Annotated in this window: 16 protein-coding genes; 2 read left to right on the top strand and 14 right to left on the bottom strand. The window is 45.7% G+C overall.

Annotated elements, in window-relative coordinates; genetic code table 11:
- Positions 1–8 precede the first annotated feature (8 nt).
- From otnI to ltnD, 4 genes are read right to left on the bottom strand one after another with little or no spacing between them, the layout of a single operon-like run.
- Positions 9–785, bottom strand: a complete 777-nt coding sequence (gene otnI / locus R7Q46_RS02290; protein WP_238975516.1) for a 2-oxo-tetronate isomerase — start codon at positions 783–785, stop codon at positions 9–11.
- On the bottom strand, positions 785–1,432 hold the full coding sequence (locus R7Q46_RS02295; RefSeq protein ID WP_170890010.1) for an aldolase: 648 nt from the start codon (positions 1,430–1,432) through the stop codon (positions 785–787). Before R7Q46_RS02295 ends, otnI begins: the two co-directional genes overlap by 1 nt.
- Before the next feature lie 11 nt (positions 1,433–1,443).
- Positions 1,444–2,700, bottom strand: coding sequence for a 3-oxo-tetronate kinase (gene otnK, locus R7Q46_RS02300; protein ID WP_318077299.1), 1,257 nt, complete (start codon positions 2,698–2,700; stop codon positions 1,444–1,446).
- Between the two features lie 25 nt (positions 2,701–2,725).
- Positions 2,726–3,634, bottom strand: a complete 909-nt coding sequence (gene ltnD / locus R7Q46_RS02305) for an L-threonate dehydrogenase (protein ID WP_005375356.1) — start codon at positions 3,632–3,634, stop codon at positions 2,726–2,728.
- A gap of 274 nt (positions 3,635–3,908) precedes the next feature.
- Here ltnD and R7Q46_RS02310 point away from each other — a divergent pair, with 274 nt between their 5' ends.
- Positions 3,909–4,667: a DeoR/GlpR family DNA-binding transcription regulator gene (locus tag R7Q46_RS02310; RefSeq protein WP_005375354.1), complete on the top strand. Its 759-nt coding sequence runs from the start codon at positions 3,909–3,911 to the stop codon at positions 4,665–4,667.
- A gap of 178 nt (positions 4,668–4,845) precedes the next feature.
- Here the strand turns inward: R7Q46_RS02310 and R7Q46_RS02315 are convergent, their stop codons facing one another.
- From R7Q46_RS02315 to ppiC, 6 genes are all read right to left on the bottom strand, one after another.
- Positions 4,846–6,600: an ABC transporter permease subunit gene (locus R7Q46_RS02315; protein ID WP_372434508.1), complete on the bottom strand. Its 1,755-nt coding sequence runs from the start codon at positions 6,598–6,600 to the stop codon at positions 4,846–4,848.
- 4 nt (positions 6,601–6,604) lie between these two features.
- Positions 6,605–8,119, bottom strand: coding sequence for an ABC transporter substrate-binding protein (locus R7Q46_RS02320; protein WP_318077265.1), 1,515 nt, complete (start codon positions 8,117–8,119; stop codon positions 6,605–6,607).
- Positions 8,109–8,957 (bottom strand): ABC transporter ATP-binding protein, encoded by an 849-nt coding sequence (locus R7Q46_RS02325; protein ID WP_042521553.1) that lies wholly within the window; start codon positions 8,955–8,957, stop codon positions 8,109–8,111. The genes R7Q46_RS02320 and R7Q46_RS02325 overlap by 11 nt, the downstream gene beginning before the upstream one ends.
- 20 nt (positions 8,958–8,977) lie before the next feature.
- A complete protein-coding gene (locus R7Q46_RS02330; protein WP_213871224.1) occupies positions 8,978–9,739 on the bottom strand; it encodes an ATP-binding cassette domain-containing protein in 762 nt (253 codons plus the stop codon).
- A 172-nt stretch (positions 9,740–9,911) separates the two neighbouring features.
- Positions 9,912–11,216: an MATE family efflux transporter gene (locus tag R7Q46_RS02335; RefSeq protein WP_042521555.1), complete on the bottom strand. Its 1,305-nt coding sequence runs from the start codon at positions 11,214–11,216 to the stop codon at positions 9,912–9,914.
- A gap of 343 nt (positions 11,217–11,559) precedes the next feature.
- A complete protein-coding gene (gene ppiC / locus R7Q46_RS02340) occupies positions 11,560–11,901 on the bottom strand; it encodes a peptidylprolyl isomerase PpiC (protein ID WP_081007916.1) in 342 nt (113 codons plus the stop codon).
- Between the two features lie 214 nt (positions 11,902–12,115).
- Between ppiC and R7Q46_RS02345 the strand changes: the two genes are divergently transcribed.
- Positions 12,116–13,030 (top strand): chemotaxis protein, encoded by a 915-nt coding sequence (locus R7Q46_RS02345; RefSeq protein WP_005385059.1) that lies wholly within the window; start codon positions 12,116–12,118, stop codon positions 13,028–13,030.
- Between the two features lie 80 nt (positions 13,031–13,110).
- Here R7Q46_RS02345 and R7Q46_RS02350 read toward each other — a convergent pair whose 3' ends face one another.
- From R7Q46_RS02350 to hutW, 4 genes are all read right to left on the bottom strand, one after another.
- The gene (locus tag R7Q46_RS02350; RefSeq protein WP_005375333.1) at positions 13,111–13,647 is read right to left on the bottom strand and encodes an ATP:cob(I)alamin adenosyltransferase; all 537 of its coding nucleotides are present in this window, start codon (positions 13,645–13,647) and stop codon (positions 13,111–13,113) included.
- Positions 13,648–13,744: 97 nt separating this feature from the next.
- Positions 13,745–14,275 (bottom strand): heme utilization protein HutZ, encoded by a 531-nt coding sequence (gene hutZ, locus R7Q46_RS02355; RefSeq protein ID WP_222716848.1) that lies wholly within the window; start codon positions 14,273–14,275, stop codon positions 13,745–13,747.
- Positions 14,276–14,331: 56 nt separating this feature from the next.
- Positions 14,332–14,835, bottom strand: coding sequence for a heme utilization cystosolic carrier protein HutX (gene hutX / locus R7Q46_RS02360; protein ID WP_005385051.1), 504 nt, complete (start codon positions 14,833–14,835; stop codon positions 14,332–14,334).
- A 32-nt stretch (positions 14,836–14,867) separates the two neighbouring features.
- On the bottom strand, positions 14,868–16,238 hold the full coding sequence (hutW, locus tag R7Q46_RS02365; RefSeq protein ID WP_318077266.1) for a heme anaerobic degradation radical SAM methyltransferase ChuW/HutW: 1,371 nt from the start codon (positions 16,236–16,238) through the stop codon (positions 14,868–14,870).
- Positions 16,239–16,247 lie beyond the last annotated feature (9 nt).

Genomic DNA, 16,247 nt, shown 5'->3' on the forward strand with positions numbered 1-16,247 from the left:
TAAAATTGTTATAGGTATGGTTTAACCCAACTAAGGCCCAGCTGCGTGCTATGCCTTGGGTTGTATTCACAACCGATCCAGCCTTGGTAACCAGAGTCATCCAAAACATTGAATAGGTGTGGGTAATTCAGTTCGCCTTCCGATGGTTCGTGCCTTTCAGGCACAGAAGCAATTTGAATATGGCCTGTGTATGGCGCCACATCGCGAATCAACGTACTCAGATCACCGTCCATAATTTGTGCGTGATAGAGATCGAGCTGCAATTTCACGTTTGGACGAGCCACTTGTTTGATGAGTTCAACCGCTTCACGTTGATGTGCAACAAAGTAGTTCGGTACATCGCGATTGTTGAGTGGCTCAATCATCAGCTCAACACCATGTTCGGCAAACTTATCCGCTGCATAACGAATGTTTGAGATAAAGGTTTCAATATGCTGATCACGAGTGAAGCGTGAATCAACAATGCCAGACATAGCGTGAACCTTTTTACAGTTCAGTGCCTTGGCGTACATCAACGCAGTCTCGACGCTCGTTTTAAATTCATCCTCACGCCCCGGAATAGCTGCAAAACCTCGTTCACCTGCATCCCAATCACCTGGAGGCATGTTGAATAACGCTTGCTCAAAACCAAACTGCTGTATCTTGCTTGCTAGTTCTTGCGCTTCGAATGCGTATGGGAAAAGGTATTCCACCGCTTTGAAGCCCGCTTGGTGTGCTTTTTCGAAACGATCTAGAAAAGGAACTTCTGCGAATAACATTGTCAGATTTGCCGCGAATTTAGCCATTACTTACCTCTCCCTTTTAGGTCTTGAATCTCAGTATCCGTTAAGTAGCGGATGTTGCTATCTTTAAGAATGAACGCTAGCTTCGCTGTCTCTTCTAGCTCTTCTGCGTTATCCACTGCATCTTCAAAGTCCGTACCCGTGATCACTGGACCATGGTTCGCCAGGAGGAAAGCTCGGTAGTCACTAGCCCGCTGCGCAAGTTCTTCAGCAATCTGAGGGTCGCCCGGGCGCAGGTACGGAATCACTGGCAGTTCGCCAATGCGCATTACAAAGTAAGGTGTGAAAGCTTTGATGGCATTCTCGCGATCTAAACCTTCAAGACAAGAAAGCGCCGTCAAGTAAGTAGAATGTAGATGCACAATCGCATTACACTTTGAGTTATTTCGATAAATCGCCAGATGAAAAGCCACTTCTTTTGATGGCTTTTCACCAGAGATATGGTTGCCATCAATATCCACAACCGAAAGCTCTTCAGCAATCAAGCGGCCGAACGAAGAACCAGTTGGCGTTGCCAGAAAGTGTCCATTAGGCAGTTTTAGAGAAAGGTTGCCAGCGCCGCCAGTCGCATAGCCACGTTCAAACATAGAGAGAGCCATAGTGACCATTTGCTCTCGCAGTTGTTGTTCTGTCATCAATTCTTTATTCATCACAACGTCACCTATTCAAAAAACGACTGTGCTTTGGCAAAGAAGTGTTCATCGCCGAAGTTGCCCGATTTCAGAGCCAAAGAAAGCTCGCCTTCAAGTGACTTCACCCAAGGTACACCTGGTGCGATTTGAGGACCGATATGAAAACCTTTTACGGCTAGGCTTTGGGTTACAACCCCTGAGGTTTCCCCACCCGCAACGATGAAATTTTTCACACCGTGCTGCTGAAGTTTAACTGCAAGTTGGCTAAAGAACTGTTCAACCGCGTGACTTGAAGCATGCGCGCCAAACTCTTGTTGAATCGCTTTTAACGCCGCTGCATCTGCGGTTGCGTAAACCAGTGGTGCGAACTCGCTTTCGATGTTGGTCATGACCCAATCAAACACTTGATTTGAGTAATCTTCTTCCGTCAAACACGCCTTCACATCAATAGCAAAGTGTGGCGCTTTTTCTTTGTAAACAGCGACCTGTTGGTTGGTCATGACAGAACAAGATCCAGATAACACAACGGTTGGTGCCTTTTTAGGGTTCCCCTCTTGCTTCGCATCACTTTGATCTTCAAGGTTCTCTATCCAGTTCTTAGCAATACCCGCAGCCAAACCAGAACCACCAGTTACCAGTTTTAGAGACTTCGCCGCTTGACCAAGTGTGACAAGATGCTCTGCATTGAATGCATCAACCACTGCATAGCGGTTGCCTTGTACTTTTAGCTCTTCAAAGCGCCCAATTACCGCTTTTGGACCTTGTTCAATTATTTGGAAGTTCACCAGGCCAGATTTGCCTTGAGATTGAGCATCCATCATACGAACTAGGCTTGAATCAGTCATTGGTGTCACAGGGTGATTACGCATACCTGAGTCGCTTAGCAAGTCTTGGAATACAAATAGATGGCCGTTGTAAACTGTGCGACCATTCACTGGTAATGATGGGCATACAATGGTGAACGCTTCACCTAGCTCTGCAAGCAGTGCATCCGTTACAGGACCAATGTTACCTTCTGCTGTGCTGTCAAACGTTGAGCAGTACTTGAAGTAAAACTGCTGACAGCCATTTGCTTGCAGCCACTTAAGCGCTGCTACTGAATCCTCGATTGCCTCATCTACAGGACAAGAGCGAGATTTAAGACTGATCACGACCGCATCTGCGTTTACATCAATCTCTTCTTTTGGAATACCGTTAAGCTGAACTGTGCGCATGCCGTTTTCTACAAGAAAACCTGCGATGTCTGTTGCGCCAGTAAAGTCGTCTGCGATAACGCCTAATAACATCATTTTTTCTCCGTTTTACGTGCGCTTATTTCTGTTTGTTTTCTACACCTGGAAGCTCAATACCATCAAAAATCTTGATAACGGCACTGTCGTCCTCCTGGCCAAAACCAGCATTGCTTGCACTCAAAAACATGTTTAGTGCTGTGCTTGATAGAGGAAGTGGAAATTTGAGATCTTTTGCTGTGTCCGATACGAGGTTTAAATCTTTCACAAAGATGTCGACCATAGATTTAGGGGAGTAATCACCATCAACCACATGCTTCATGCGGTTCTCAAACATCCAAGAGTTACCCGCTGCATTCGTCACCACGTCGTACATCAGGTCAAGAGGAATGTTTGCACGTGCCGCTAATGCCATTGCTTCAGCACCAGCTGCGATATGAACACCTGCTAGCAATTGGTGGATAATCTTCACAGTTGCGCCTAGGCCAATCGCTTCACCGATGTTGTAGACTTTAGCTGCCGTTGCGTTGAGTACTGGTTCAAGTGCATCAAATGTGCTTTGCGCTCCCGACGCCATAATAGTCATCTCACCTAATTCTGCTTTTGCAGCACCACCAGATACCGGTGCATCAAGCATCACAAGATTGTGTTCTGCCAATTTCGCTTCAATTTGTTTTGCGTCTTCTGCTGAGATGGTTGCTGAAACCATTACTGGCGTATTCGGCTTAAGCGCTGTAGCAAGACCGGTTTTGAACAAGACCGTGTTAACTTGAGCTGCGTTCACAACAAGAACTAGAACCGAATCAAGCTTATCTGCAAACTCAACTGCATTTGTAGAAACAGCTTTTGCACCGAATGAACCTAACTCTTCAAGCGCTTGAGAATTTAAATCGAAACCATAGACATCTAGGCCTGCACGCACACATGACTTTGCGGCGCCCATTCCCATAGAGCCTAAACCGATAACACCTACAGATTGAACTTCACTCATAAAAACAATGCCTTCTGGTCTATTAAACTTTGTTAATTCTTGTTTGGTTGATGTGATTATATGTGAAGATTAATACTAAGACCTCGCTTTGAATCACATTTTTTCACACAAATTAACAATGTCGTGATATATACCTCTTTATGGGCAGAGATATTCCGAGCAGTTAACACAAGCGAAGGCTGTTCTTACAACGTTGAGAACATAATTCACAGATATTCACAACAAATGAAAAGATTGGTAGGATACTGAAAAACAAGAATATAGAAGTGAAACTATGATCCCAGCAGAACGTCAAAGAACCATATTATCCCTGTTATCACATCAAGAAGTGTTAAGCATTTCAGATTTAACCGACCACCTTGGCGTATCACATATGACCATTCGTCGTGATATCGTGAAGCTTGAATCCTCAGGTAAAGTCGTTTCTGTTTCTGGTGGAGTGCAACTCGCTCAAGCTCTACATTCCGAACTTTCCCATGATGCGAAGGTCGAGCAACAAGCGGATGAAAAAATTCAAATTGGTAAGCTGGCGGCTACGTTAATTGGTCAAGACGCTACGATTTACTTGGATGCGGGAACAACCTCTCTAGAAATCGCCCATCAAATAGCAAATCGTAATGATCTTTTAGTGATCACCAATGACTTCTCTATTGCTGCTTTCCTTATGACGCACAGTGAATGTGAGCTTTACCACACTGGGGGAAAAATTGACCGCGAGAACCAATCCACCATTGGAGGAAAAGTCGCAGAGTTCTTGAATGGGCTAAATATTGATATCGCCTTTATTTCGACTTCATCTTGGAGCTTGAAAGGCTTATCAACACCTAATGAAAATAAAGTTCTCGTTAAAAAAGCAATCATCAAGGCGGCACAAACCAATTATCTGATCTCAGACTCAACTAAATACGGTCAGATAGCGAGCTTTCATGCATTAGACATCGAGCAATTGGACGGAATTATTACCGATCGAAACCTATCCGAAGTGGTCACTCAAGAATTAACGGATAAAGGATTACGTGTGTATAAAGAGTAACACTACCTAAACATCTGAGTTCGCGTAACTTTTATACTCGTTAATTTATAGGTGCTTCCAATATACATAGACCGTGCTGTGTACTTTCTGGCAGAAAACACATCCTTTTGTTTTCTAAATTACCAAATTACTGATTACATCTGGGATATGGAAGCTCACTTCGCTTTATCGCTGCTCGTCACTTGTCATCAAAAATCAAATTCACCGCAATTGCCATCAAAACCAAGCCTGAGATTGGTAGTAAGACACCTAATGGCGAGCGCTCAATGTAAGGCAGATTCTCTGCAATCAATAAACCCCACTCAGGTTCAGGCGGCTTAACGCCAAGTCCGATAAAACTCAGAGACGTCAGGCTGAGCGTAATGTATGGCAAACGCAGAAACGCGTGACGAATCAATGGCGGCAGCACATAAGGCAACAAGTAGTAACGGAGTACTCGCCACTGACTAGCTCCCCAAATAGGCGCAAGATGCGTGTAAGGCTGCGCTTTGGCTTCCATCAACAAACTTGAACAGTGCGCTGCTAATGGTGCCCATGACACCATAACAATAGCAATCAAGGCACTGTTTGGGTTCATCCCCGTTAGACCAGCAATCAACAGACCCGCCACAATGTATGGCACACCTTTGGTGAGCTCAATTAAGCCTTGGCTATAACGAGTCACGAAGCCGAGCAGTAAACCAATCACTAAACTTAGGAACGTTGCGATGATGCCCATTTTGATTGTCGACATCATACCGCCGCCAACGCGAGCAAGCAGATCTCGCCCGACCGCATCAGCACCAAACGGTGCTGTTAAGCTTGGCGATTCAAGGCGGGTAAATTGGATAGTGTAAGGATCGCGCATTAACGCCCATCCTGCACAACCAATCAGCAAGGTAAAGATTGTGGCACTGACGATACGTTTGGTGGTGCTTTGGGTAAAACGGAACGTACTGTGACTGCTGATCAACTTACCACTTGTGACACTGTGCCCGAGTAACCAGCGTTGCAATAAGATGCTCGCACTGCTGATCAACATCGAGAACACCAGCAACACCAACAAACCACCTTGCAGCATCGGCAGATCTTGTGATTTCGCTGCGCCTAAGATTAGTCGTCCGATACCCGGAATGGAGAACACTTGCTCCACAGCAACCGCGCCGCCGGTCAAACCAATCACCGTCATTGCGATTTGAGGAATCAAGTTACTAACGGCGCGCCACAAGGCAAAGCGTAAGATTTGAAACTTACTGACGTTCGCCGATAGCCAAGTGATCACCCAAGGCTCATCTAATACTCGCTTGAGGCTGTCATTGAGCAAGCGCCCGAACAAGCCAGCCGCAGGCAATGCCATTGCCAAACTTGGTAGCCAGAGGTTTTGTACGCCTTGCCAACCATAAGGCGGGAACCAACCCAACCAAATGGAAAACACCATGATCAGCAATGAAGCAATCACGTATTCAGGCAATGAGACCAACACCGAACTGAGCGTGTCATGATGCTTGTCTAAACGATTCTGTTGCCAACGACGCACAGTGTAAAGTACGCTCGCCATGCACATTACAAATGCCATGCCTAGCGCTGTAAGCATCAGTAATAGCGACGTTTTTGCGGTTTGTTGAACGCTCTCCATCACGGATGCGCCACTCACCCAAGAGACACCTAAGTCACCTTGCATGGCAAGCGTCAACCAATCCCACAATCGCTCAGCAGCGCTGCGGTCAAGTTGAAGATCTTCTCGAATTGCTTGCAGAGCTTCTGCCGTCAGCAATTGTTGAGCACCCGCACGAGCACGGAGGATTGATTGGCTTGGGTCGATACCGGCAATATCCGGCATCAAACCCACCAGCACAACCACTACCCCGAGTGACAGGAAGCGCGACAAAAAACGCGTAAACCATTCAGGCATACAAGCGCTCCAACGAGAACGCATGTTGGCAACAGACGACATCGAGTTAGTTCACCTCAGTAAACTGGTCGATCAGGCGACGCTCACGTGGGTCACGTTGTGCGTTCTTCACGCGGTCACTCTCACCTTGGATTACACGCTCGTGAAGCAGTGGAATCACAGCGTATTGCTCAAGGATTTTGCTTTCTGCTTCGATGATCGCTTGTTGGCGTTTCTCACCCAACGGCTGACGATCAGCATGTTTCAATGCTGCGTCCACCTCTTCAGAGCAGAACTGACCTAGGTTGTAAGAACCTTTACAGCTAAAGTCACTTTGCATGTACGCCACTGGGTCACCAGAATCCAGCACCGTTGCACGTGACAACAAGAACGCATCGAACTTACCTGCTAGTGCATCGTTTTCGATTTGTGCGTATTCACGAACGTCTAGTTCAACCACAAAGCCAGCCGCTTCAAGTTGTTGCTTTAGCAGCACCGCTACTTCTGGCAACTCAGCACGGTCGGTAAATGTACCGATGGTGATCTTCTCACCGTTCGCGTGGCGCATTTCCATGGTTTCCATACGAGGGTTCGCATCACGAATTGGTTGAGCCCATGCCAATGCAGGACCTAACAGACCTTTTGCTGAATCGGCGTGGTTCTCGTAAACCGTTTTGATGATTTGCTCACGGTTAACCGCTTGAGCCGCTGCTTTACGCAAACCAAACTGGCTAAACACATCTGATTTATTGTTTAGGTAAAGCGTGTTGGTACGTGGCATTGCGACTTCGTGCAGCTGTGAAGATTCCATCATCTCGATTTGCGATACAGGAACGGCTTCGACTACATCCGCCTCACCGGTACGCAGTGCAGCAGCACGAGCAAAACCGTTTGGTACGTATTCAGCGAAGATGCTGTCTACTTTCGCTTTTTCACCCCAGTAACCGTCAAAACGTTTCAGTTTCGCGCTGGTTGTCCCGTTGATTTCTGTCAGAACGAATGGACCCGTACCCGCATTGATTGGCACAACACGACCGTTTTCTTGATATGCAGCACCCGAAAGGATCGCTAACTGTGGGCTAGATAGACGGCTTGGCAACAATGGATCGTTAAAGGTCGTTTTGATTTCAACAGTGAAGTCGTCCAGTGCGCGAACTTGCCATTCGATACCATCCAAAATACGTGGCTTAGGTGCGGCATCTAATGCTGTTTGTAGAGAGTTCACAACCGCATTGGCATCAAGGTCAGAACCATCGTGGAATTTCACGCCCTTACGTACCGTAAATTGCCACGTCATCGGGTCAACTTGTTCCCACTCTGTTGCCAGCATAGGCTCTGCTACCGACTGATCGTTTAGGTTCACCAGCGTTTCTGCCGTGCTCCAACGTGACAGTTTGAACGCGTCATCTGAAAGTGGCGACAAACCTGTGCGTGGTGGTTGCATCATGGCAACGCGAATTTCCGTTGCTTGCGGTGCAGCTGCTTTTTCCGCTTCTGGCTTGCTTTCGCCAGAGTCAAAACAACCCGTCAACAGTGCGCTTAAAGCCAGCGACAAAGCTAACTTGGGAGTACTAAGGTGCATAAGAAACCTCTCCAATGGTTTTTGTGAATTCATTACTTTTGTGTTGAGCGCTCATCAAGGCTCTCGTGATCAAGTGTGATGGGTTATTTGTCACGTTTTGTGCCGTTCCGTGCTCGACAACGCGTCCTTTGTCTAACACCAGGATTTCATCGCATAGGGTTTGTGCCGCATCGAGGTCGTGTGTCACCAAAATCAGGCGCATCTGACGACTCTTTTGAATGCCTGCCAACAAGTCGAGAATCTGTTTACGACTGACGGGATCTAGGCTGCTGGTTGGCTCATCGGCAACCAACACGCAAGGCTCAACAATTAAAGCTCTGGCGATAGCCACACGTTGCGCTTGCCCAACCGATAACTGCTGCGGGTTACGATCCTGCAATGTGAGATCCAAACCGACATCCGCCAAGACCTTTTCCACCTTCTCATTGAGCTCTTGCGTCAAGCCAATATTGCTTAGCGGCTCCAGTAAGATCTGGCGAACGGTGTAGTACGGATTCAAGCTCGATTGCGGCTCTTGTGGGATCAGCTGAATGTGCTGACACAACTCTTGTCGCTGCTTAGCCGAGCTACGCGATAACGGATAACCACACACATACACTTCACCAGATGTGGGTTTACGAAGACCAAACAGAAGCTCAATCAAAGTCGATTTACCCGCGCCAGAAGGACCAACAATCGCAATGTTCTTTGTGTCGATGGCAAGATCCAATTGTTCGAGCGCTTTGAACGGTTTGCCCCCTAACCAACTTGGTTTGGAGTAATAGTGAACACTGGCTTGCTCAAAGCGAACTTCCGCCGATTTAGGCTGCGTGTGCCCGCTCAAGTTGTGCTTAGTCAAAATAGGCTCCAGAGATGAGGTTAAGGCAGCAGTTGCGCAAGTTGTTGGCAGAAAGGATGCGAACTTTGCTGAATGGCTTGCCATGGTGCGCCATAAGCCACCATGGTGTTGTCCGCTATCACCAAGACTTTGTCACACGCCAAAGCCGCAGATAGATCGTGCGTGATCAACAAACCACTGATGTTGCGTTGCTGAACACTGCTGCGGAACAACTCAAGGATCTCCGCTTCGGTGATTGGATCGAGCGCACTGGTGGGCTCATCAGCGATGATCAAGTTGGCACTACCAAGCAATGCAATGGCAATACAAATACGCTGGCGCTGACCACCAGATAGCTGACTTGGATGCTGCGCCAATGCTGCTTTTGGAGCCGCAAATCCGAGTTGAGACAGCAAGGTCGTCACCGTTTCTCGGTTTGCTGAAGACAAACGTGTTTTGTTGCCCGTCAATGCCAAACACAGTTGTTGCTCGACAGAGGCCAATGGATTCAGTGCTTTAAGTGCATCTTGGAAAATGACCGCAGGACGCTGAGATTGACTCCGTTGCAGCATGGCAGTTTGTGCTACCTCACTGCTGTTAAGCTGGATACTTCCGTCTACCCAAATATCTAACGGCAAAAAACCTGCGACGGCTTTCGACAACATGGATTTACCAATGCCGGAAGGTCCCATAATGGCAAGAACTTCACCTTGAAACAGCTCAAAAGAAATGTCTTTGAAGAGTGTGCGCTCTGAGTCTGTAAGGCTGAGATTATTAACGGAGAGTACTGGTTGAGAAATCACTGCATCAAACTAAATGTAATAATATAACATCACAAATAATATCATGCGGGTTAAAGCAAGGAAACCAGTCGGAGGGGTTATTTCATCACCTTTTTCAGATTTATCAACAAGGGCAGATGGCTCCACCCTTGTTATAAGAACATCTAAATTAGGTCGTTTGTGACAGTGTGAATTACTGACACTTTTGTTTGACTTGTTCGAGGTATGGGAACAAGAAGACAAAGCGCCCAACGTAGAACAGAGTGAATGCCAGCCATAAACCGTGGTTGCCCCAATATTGCACCGCAATAAATTGAGTCACTAAGAACAACACCATGGTTAGAAAGGTAGAGTTACGCACTGGTCGCGTCGTCCCTGTACCGGTAAAGATGCCGTAAAACGTAAGACCAAAACCAGCAACCAACGGGAATGCCAATAACCAAGGGCTCATGTCTAGATACAGTTCAACAAGGTTTGGCAAGGTGGTAAACAACATCACCACTTGGTGTTTGAACAGCACTAACAGCAAGGTCAAGACAACAACGAACGCCGCGGTCCATTGCGTGTTTAGCTTAATCACGTTATCAAGCAATGTCGTATTCTTCTGGCCTACCGCTTTACCTGCAAAGACGCTCGACGCGTTCGCTACACCGTCGAACATGTAGCTGACGATAAAGGTCACTTGCATCATGATTGCGTTCGCAGCAAGCACATCAGAACCAAGCTGAGAGCCTACACGCGCCATCATGTTGAAGAACACCAATAGACACACAGTACGAAGCAGCAGATCCATATTGGAAGACGCAATGACTTTGAGATCTTTACGCGTCATTTTTGCGGTCTGAATGTGATCAAACAGCGGGAAGCGACAGGTTTTCAACACCAGCACCGCACCAATAACAAACGTCGAGATTTGCGCGATAAGTGTCGCCACCGCAACACCAGCAATGCCCATATCAAAGTACAACACAAATACGATATCCAGCACGATGTTCAGAACATTACCAAACACTTGCGTGAACAAGGTTTCTTTGGCTTTCGCCTGCCCCATCAACCAACCAATCACGGTGTAGTTCAGCAGTACAAACGGCGCACCAAAGATCATGATATCGAAGTAAGTCTTAGCGTTTTCGGCCACGACTGCATCAGGGGAGATAATCAGCTCTGCCCCCATCCAAATCACGGACTGCAACGCAATGAAAATCAAGCCAAGGCAGAGCGAAAGCACGAAAGGACGCAATAAGCTACTCGCTTGATCCTCTGGGCTATTTTTACCTAATGCGATTGCACTTTGCCCGGTAGTACTGACGCGGAAGAAGCCAAACAGCCAATACAAGGTATTCATGATAACGGTGCCGATCGCTACACCACCAATCATCTCAGCCACACCGAGTTTACCGATCACCGCGGTGTCCACCGCCCCCAATAATGGTTGGGTAACAGTAGAAACGATGAAAGGAAATGCGATTTTAAAATAGTCTTTATGAGTCAGGGACATCTTAAATTATGAACAGGATTAATTTTTATAAGGTCGCTATCATATGCGAATGGCGCCCGAACATGAACCAAAGTTCGCCAGCAAGGAATAGCATTGATAATTGATACAACCGGCAAACGTATCCTCATATCAAAGCTTGAAATAGAATAACGACTTATGAGAAAAGCCAAGTTAACTGCATATAAATGAGTTTCTAGTTTGGAAAGATTGGCGTTTGGTGGAGCATGGCAGATCAGAATGTATCTGCCATGTCATAACGGTAGTGATTGGTGAAAAGAGACCGTACAGATGATATTTAATGCTTGTGGGTTTCATCTGACAATGTTTAGGTCGATACCAAGCCTTATGTTCTGTAAAGCACCTTTACAACATGCCAACCGAACTTGGTTTTAACTAGATGCGGCGTTAACACTTCGCCAGAAAAGCACACTTTGTCGAATTGAGGTACCATTTGACCACGGCGGAATTCACCAAGGTCACCACCGCGTTTGCCTGACGGGCAAGTTGAATACTTCTTCGCTAATGTCTGAAACTTTGCGCCTTTTTTCAGTTGCTTGATTATGTCTTCCGCTTGCTCTTTGTGCTTCACAAGAATATGTAATGCGGCTGCTGTATTTGCCATTGTTCTATCTCTCACTATTCTGGTCGCGCAAGTGTACCCAATCCTTTTTAACAGACCAAACATTTCTTAATAATAGCTCAGCGGTAAAGGCCCCAATACACGAGGAATATAAAATCGTCTACATAATGAGTTTAAAATACAAACAAGTTTTGCTCAGTTAATCACTATTCTCTAAAAGATTGTCTAAAAAGCTCACATTTGTCTCTCCGATGGTTGAAGCCTTCGTCTGATAAGATTAGATTAGACACAATTCGGTGGTATTTATCAGGTTATTTTCATGGCAAAAGTCGTTAGCAAAGCGAATCAATCTCAGGGCATGTTGATGTTTAAGCTCACCCTGCAACAGAGTTTCGCTATCGGTACGCTAAAAGTCCGTGAAATCGTCCCGTACATGCCAACGACAAAGATCCCTTACTCGCATCATCACGTCATTGGAACCGTTACGATACGTAACTTAACAGTACCAGTGATCGATATGTCAGCGGCTGTTGGCTTTCGTCCTATAAGTGAAGAAGAATATAAAAGCTGCTACTTGATCGTGACAGATTGCTTGCGAACCGTGGTTGCTTTTATGGTTCGTAGTATAGAGAAGATCATTGAGTGCGATTGGAAAGCTATTGAAACGCCACCTCCGAGCGCTGGAAAAAATATTTTCGTGACTGGAATTACTCGCTACGAGGATAAAACGGTTCAAATGCTGGATGTGGAACTGCTACTTTCCAAAATTTATCCGCAGTACGAGAATTCAAAGATCCCAATGCTGACAGATATTGAGCGAGAACGCCTAAAAGCACTCAGTATTCTATTGGTGGATGACTCTTCCATCGCTCGTAAACAGCTATGTGACGCACTCGATAGCATCAATATTGGGTATCAAATCTGTAAAAATGGTTTAGATGCATTGGAACTGATGAAAAGTGACGCTGCGGCTCATCGCCCAATTGATATTCTGGTCAGCGATATTGAAATGCCCGGATTAGACGGTTATGAATTAGCATTTGAAGTTCAGAATAATTCCTCTCTGAACCATTCATACCGCATTTTACACACATCGTTATCGAGCGAAATCTGTGTAGACAGAGCTCACCAAGTTGGCGCGCATGAGGCACTTGAGAAATTCAATGCAGGAGAACTAATCGAAGCGATGCTTCGCGGAGCAAAAGAGCTAGAAGCCAAAGCTATGACTTCTTAACTCTTATTGGACGACTTGATTTGAGAATATAATGCAGTGCTTGTCCTATCCCTGATGCTCACATCCGCTAATTTCTCAGCTCACTTCTTTGGCATCGCGTAACTACGAGAAACGAATTCCGTCTCTTTGACTTGGTGAGCATGATTAATATAAGAAGCTAGGCTGTAAAGTACATTCGCTAATAAGTTCGCGTAACGAAACAAAATAGGTGCGGGCTGCTTCTTACCTGTATGTTCAACGGCAACTAATGCTCGTACCGTTTTTTTAGCTTGGCAACGGCACAAATGCAATTGACTGGCTGCCGGGTGCCCTCCGGGTAGAACAAAGCCTTTGAAGCCGCCATCAATACGTTGCTTGAGCAAAGCGTAATCGGCCTTTAACTCTTCAACTTCCGTCTCTGTAATCGCTAATTTTCCGCGAACCGAACCATTTAGATGATAAACATTAGGCTGCATTCTTGTCAGTATATCGCGGCTAAACTCGTCCAACTCCATAGCGAGAACAAGGCCAATACGACTACAAAGTTCATCTGCTGTAATTTCAAAGTCACAAACCGGACTGTCCTCGTAAATAAACGGATAGCAAATCTCGCTCAATTCCTTGCTTACAGGTTTCATGCTTTTGTTCCAATATAAAAAAGGGAGTCAGTATAACCTAACTCCCTTTAAACGTTCATTATACCAAATGATCGACATTCATATGATCGGTTTACAATCAGGCACTTTCGACTTTCTTGTGACCTTCTTGAAGGTGAACAAAATCTACTAAATCATCACCAGACACTTGATACGCCTGACCAAAACCTTTAACAAATAGCCCCGATTCTGGCTTTAAGTTGAACAAAACGAAATCCTCTAGCTGGCTTAGACCATCAATAATCTCACCAAAACGCTCTTTCATTTGTTCAACAACTTGTTGCCACATCTCTGTGTCTCGCTCAACTACATTTGCTACCGCATCAAAAGTTAAGCGCTTACGAGCAAACAGCTGCTTTGAAGACTCTTCATCTTCGATCATCATCAATGAAACATTTGGATTTTCTAAAAGGTTACGGGCATGACGAGCGATTTTAGAAATGAGAACGAAATAACCTTCCTGGTTTTGGACATAAGGCGCGTAGCTTACATTCGGGCGACCTTCTGCATCGATAGTTGCAAGCTGAAGTGTACGGCGCTCCTGACGAAACTCTTTGATCTCTGGCCCTAAACGACCTTGCAAACGCTCTTGTTTAACTTGTTGATCCATATTGATACCTGACTTTACTAATTAGTATTCGAGTTAAGCCTCGATTATGTTTGTGATTACTTTTTTAATTCGGCTTGTAGGGCGCGAAATGCGGTGACTTGCTCTTCAATCAACTCGCGCTTTTCGTTACGGCCTAAATAAACCTTGAAAATATTGCTTCCGCACTCTGAGAAAAAACCAAAATAGTGACTCTCTCTACCCATAAACGGTTTACTGACTAATGCGACATTTTTAACGTTATCTAATTTAAGGTGGCCGTGCAGTTCACCTTCTCTACCCATTAAATTGTAATAGCCACGCGCCACTTTTCCTTTTGGAAACGGCGCTTTAACTTCAAAGATAGAACCAAAAGAGTGGACGATGGTCGTCACCGGGCCAAAACCAACCAAACTTTCTAGGATGCTTTGCGCTTGCTCTCCTGGTGCAATAGCCACCATTTCCTGAGGTAGAGCCGCAACAACCTCAAACTCGGAAATGCCAAGACGCTCTGCCATCGCAGCTGGCAATAATTGTGGTTCTTGCTCTAGTAATACTTCAACTTGTTGCTTGATTGATTCCATTGTGTCTTCCGTTTTTGTTCAATTTGTTTTCATTAATTATTGGATGCTTTCGGTACGGTTTCGTGCATCTCTGACGTGAGTACCTGAATACAACTTTGAGCCAGTGACACTGCCCAGAAGCTGCCTGCAAGAGTAAGGACTGCGCTACGTTCATGTAGTTGTACTAAGCCTTTCGCTTGCCACACTTTAAATAGAGGCAATAAAAACCCGAACGCGTCCTCTCCCATAAATGATGGAAGTTGATTTGCTTGAACAATGCCACGGTCAAACGCAGATTTGAGTGCAGAAAAAAGTGGTTCTAGAGGGCTTTGCTTCATCATCATCGCGATGGTGCTTTGACCTTCTTTGACCGCTTTAATATAGGTCTCTAGTGTGCGGTGTTGCATCATCCCGTAGCCACCGATATTACCTCCAGCACCACAGCCAATTGGCAATACCTCTGCATAAGTCTTGGCTAAACTATTGTATAAACTACGCTCGCGGTTATCGATTGCCCAATGGTTCACACTCAGTTGCTTCATATGGTGTTTGGCCATAAAGTTCACACCGAGCTCATACATTCCCGCTTTTTCTGGTGTGGTCGCAGGTGGCGGGATTTTTCCCTTTTCTACGAGGTTGAGCATGGGAGCTGACCCACCAACCACTAACTGATACAAGTCCAGTCCGTGTGCGCCAGTCGAGAGGAAATCATTTAAATCTTGCTCTAACACTTCTTTGGTTTGATAAGGTAAGCCATAGAGTAAATCGATAATGACCGGAATTTTGTCTTCTTTGGCGATCTCGCTCACCCGTTTGAGGACATCTTCTCTATCATCTAAACGTTTTGCGCTGCGGCGCACTTTTGTATTAAAACTTTGCACACCAAAAGAGAAACGATTAAACCCACCGTCTAAAGCGCCTTGATACAACTCATCAGAAAAACGATTGATGCGACCTTCTAAGGTGATTTCGCAGTCTGCGGCCAAAGGAAAGTGGTCTCGGATAGCCTGGCCTAACACACGAACCTGTATTGGAGATAAATCCGTTGGCGTTCCGCCCCCGATATATACGGCGTGAAAAATACCATTTTGTGTCCAAGGTAATGCCGCTTTCTCTCTAAGCTCCTGCATTAATGCTTCAAAGTACTCATCAACCAGTGTGCGACTTGCAGCATTTTGAAAGAAGTTACAAAAAGTGCAACGAACGCGACAAAACGGAACATGAATATAAAGACAGCGCTTATTGGTCGCTTTAATTGAGTTAGCCGTAATACTCGAAAAAATCGCCTGTTGTTGAGACGAGGGCACAGGTACGCTCGCTCCCCCGGCATGTGCAGAATGCTTCTTAACAAAAGCAAATCGCAATGGATCAGGACTATCACTGCCCAACACTGATTCATCAAGCTTATCGATATCGACGCTCATATATACTCG

The organism is Vibrio sp. 811, from assembly GCF_033339195.1.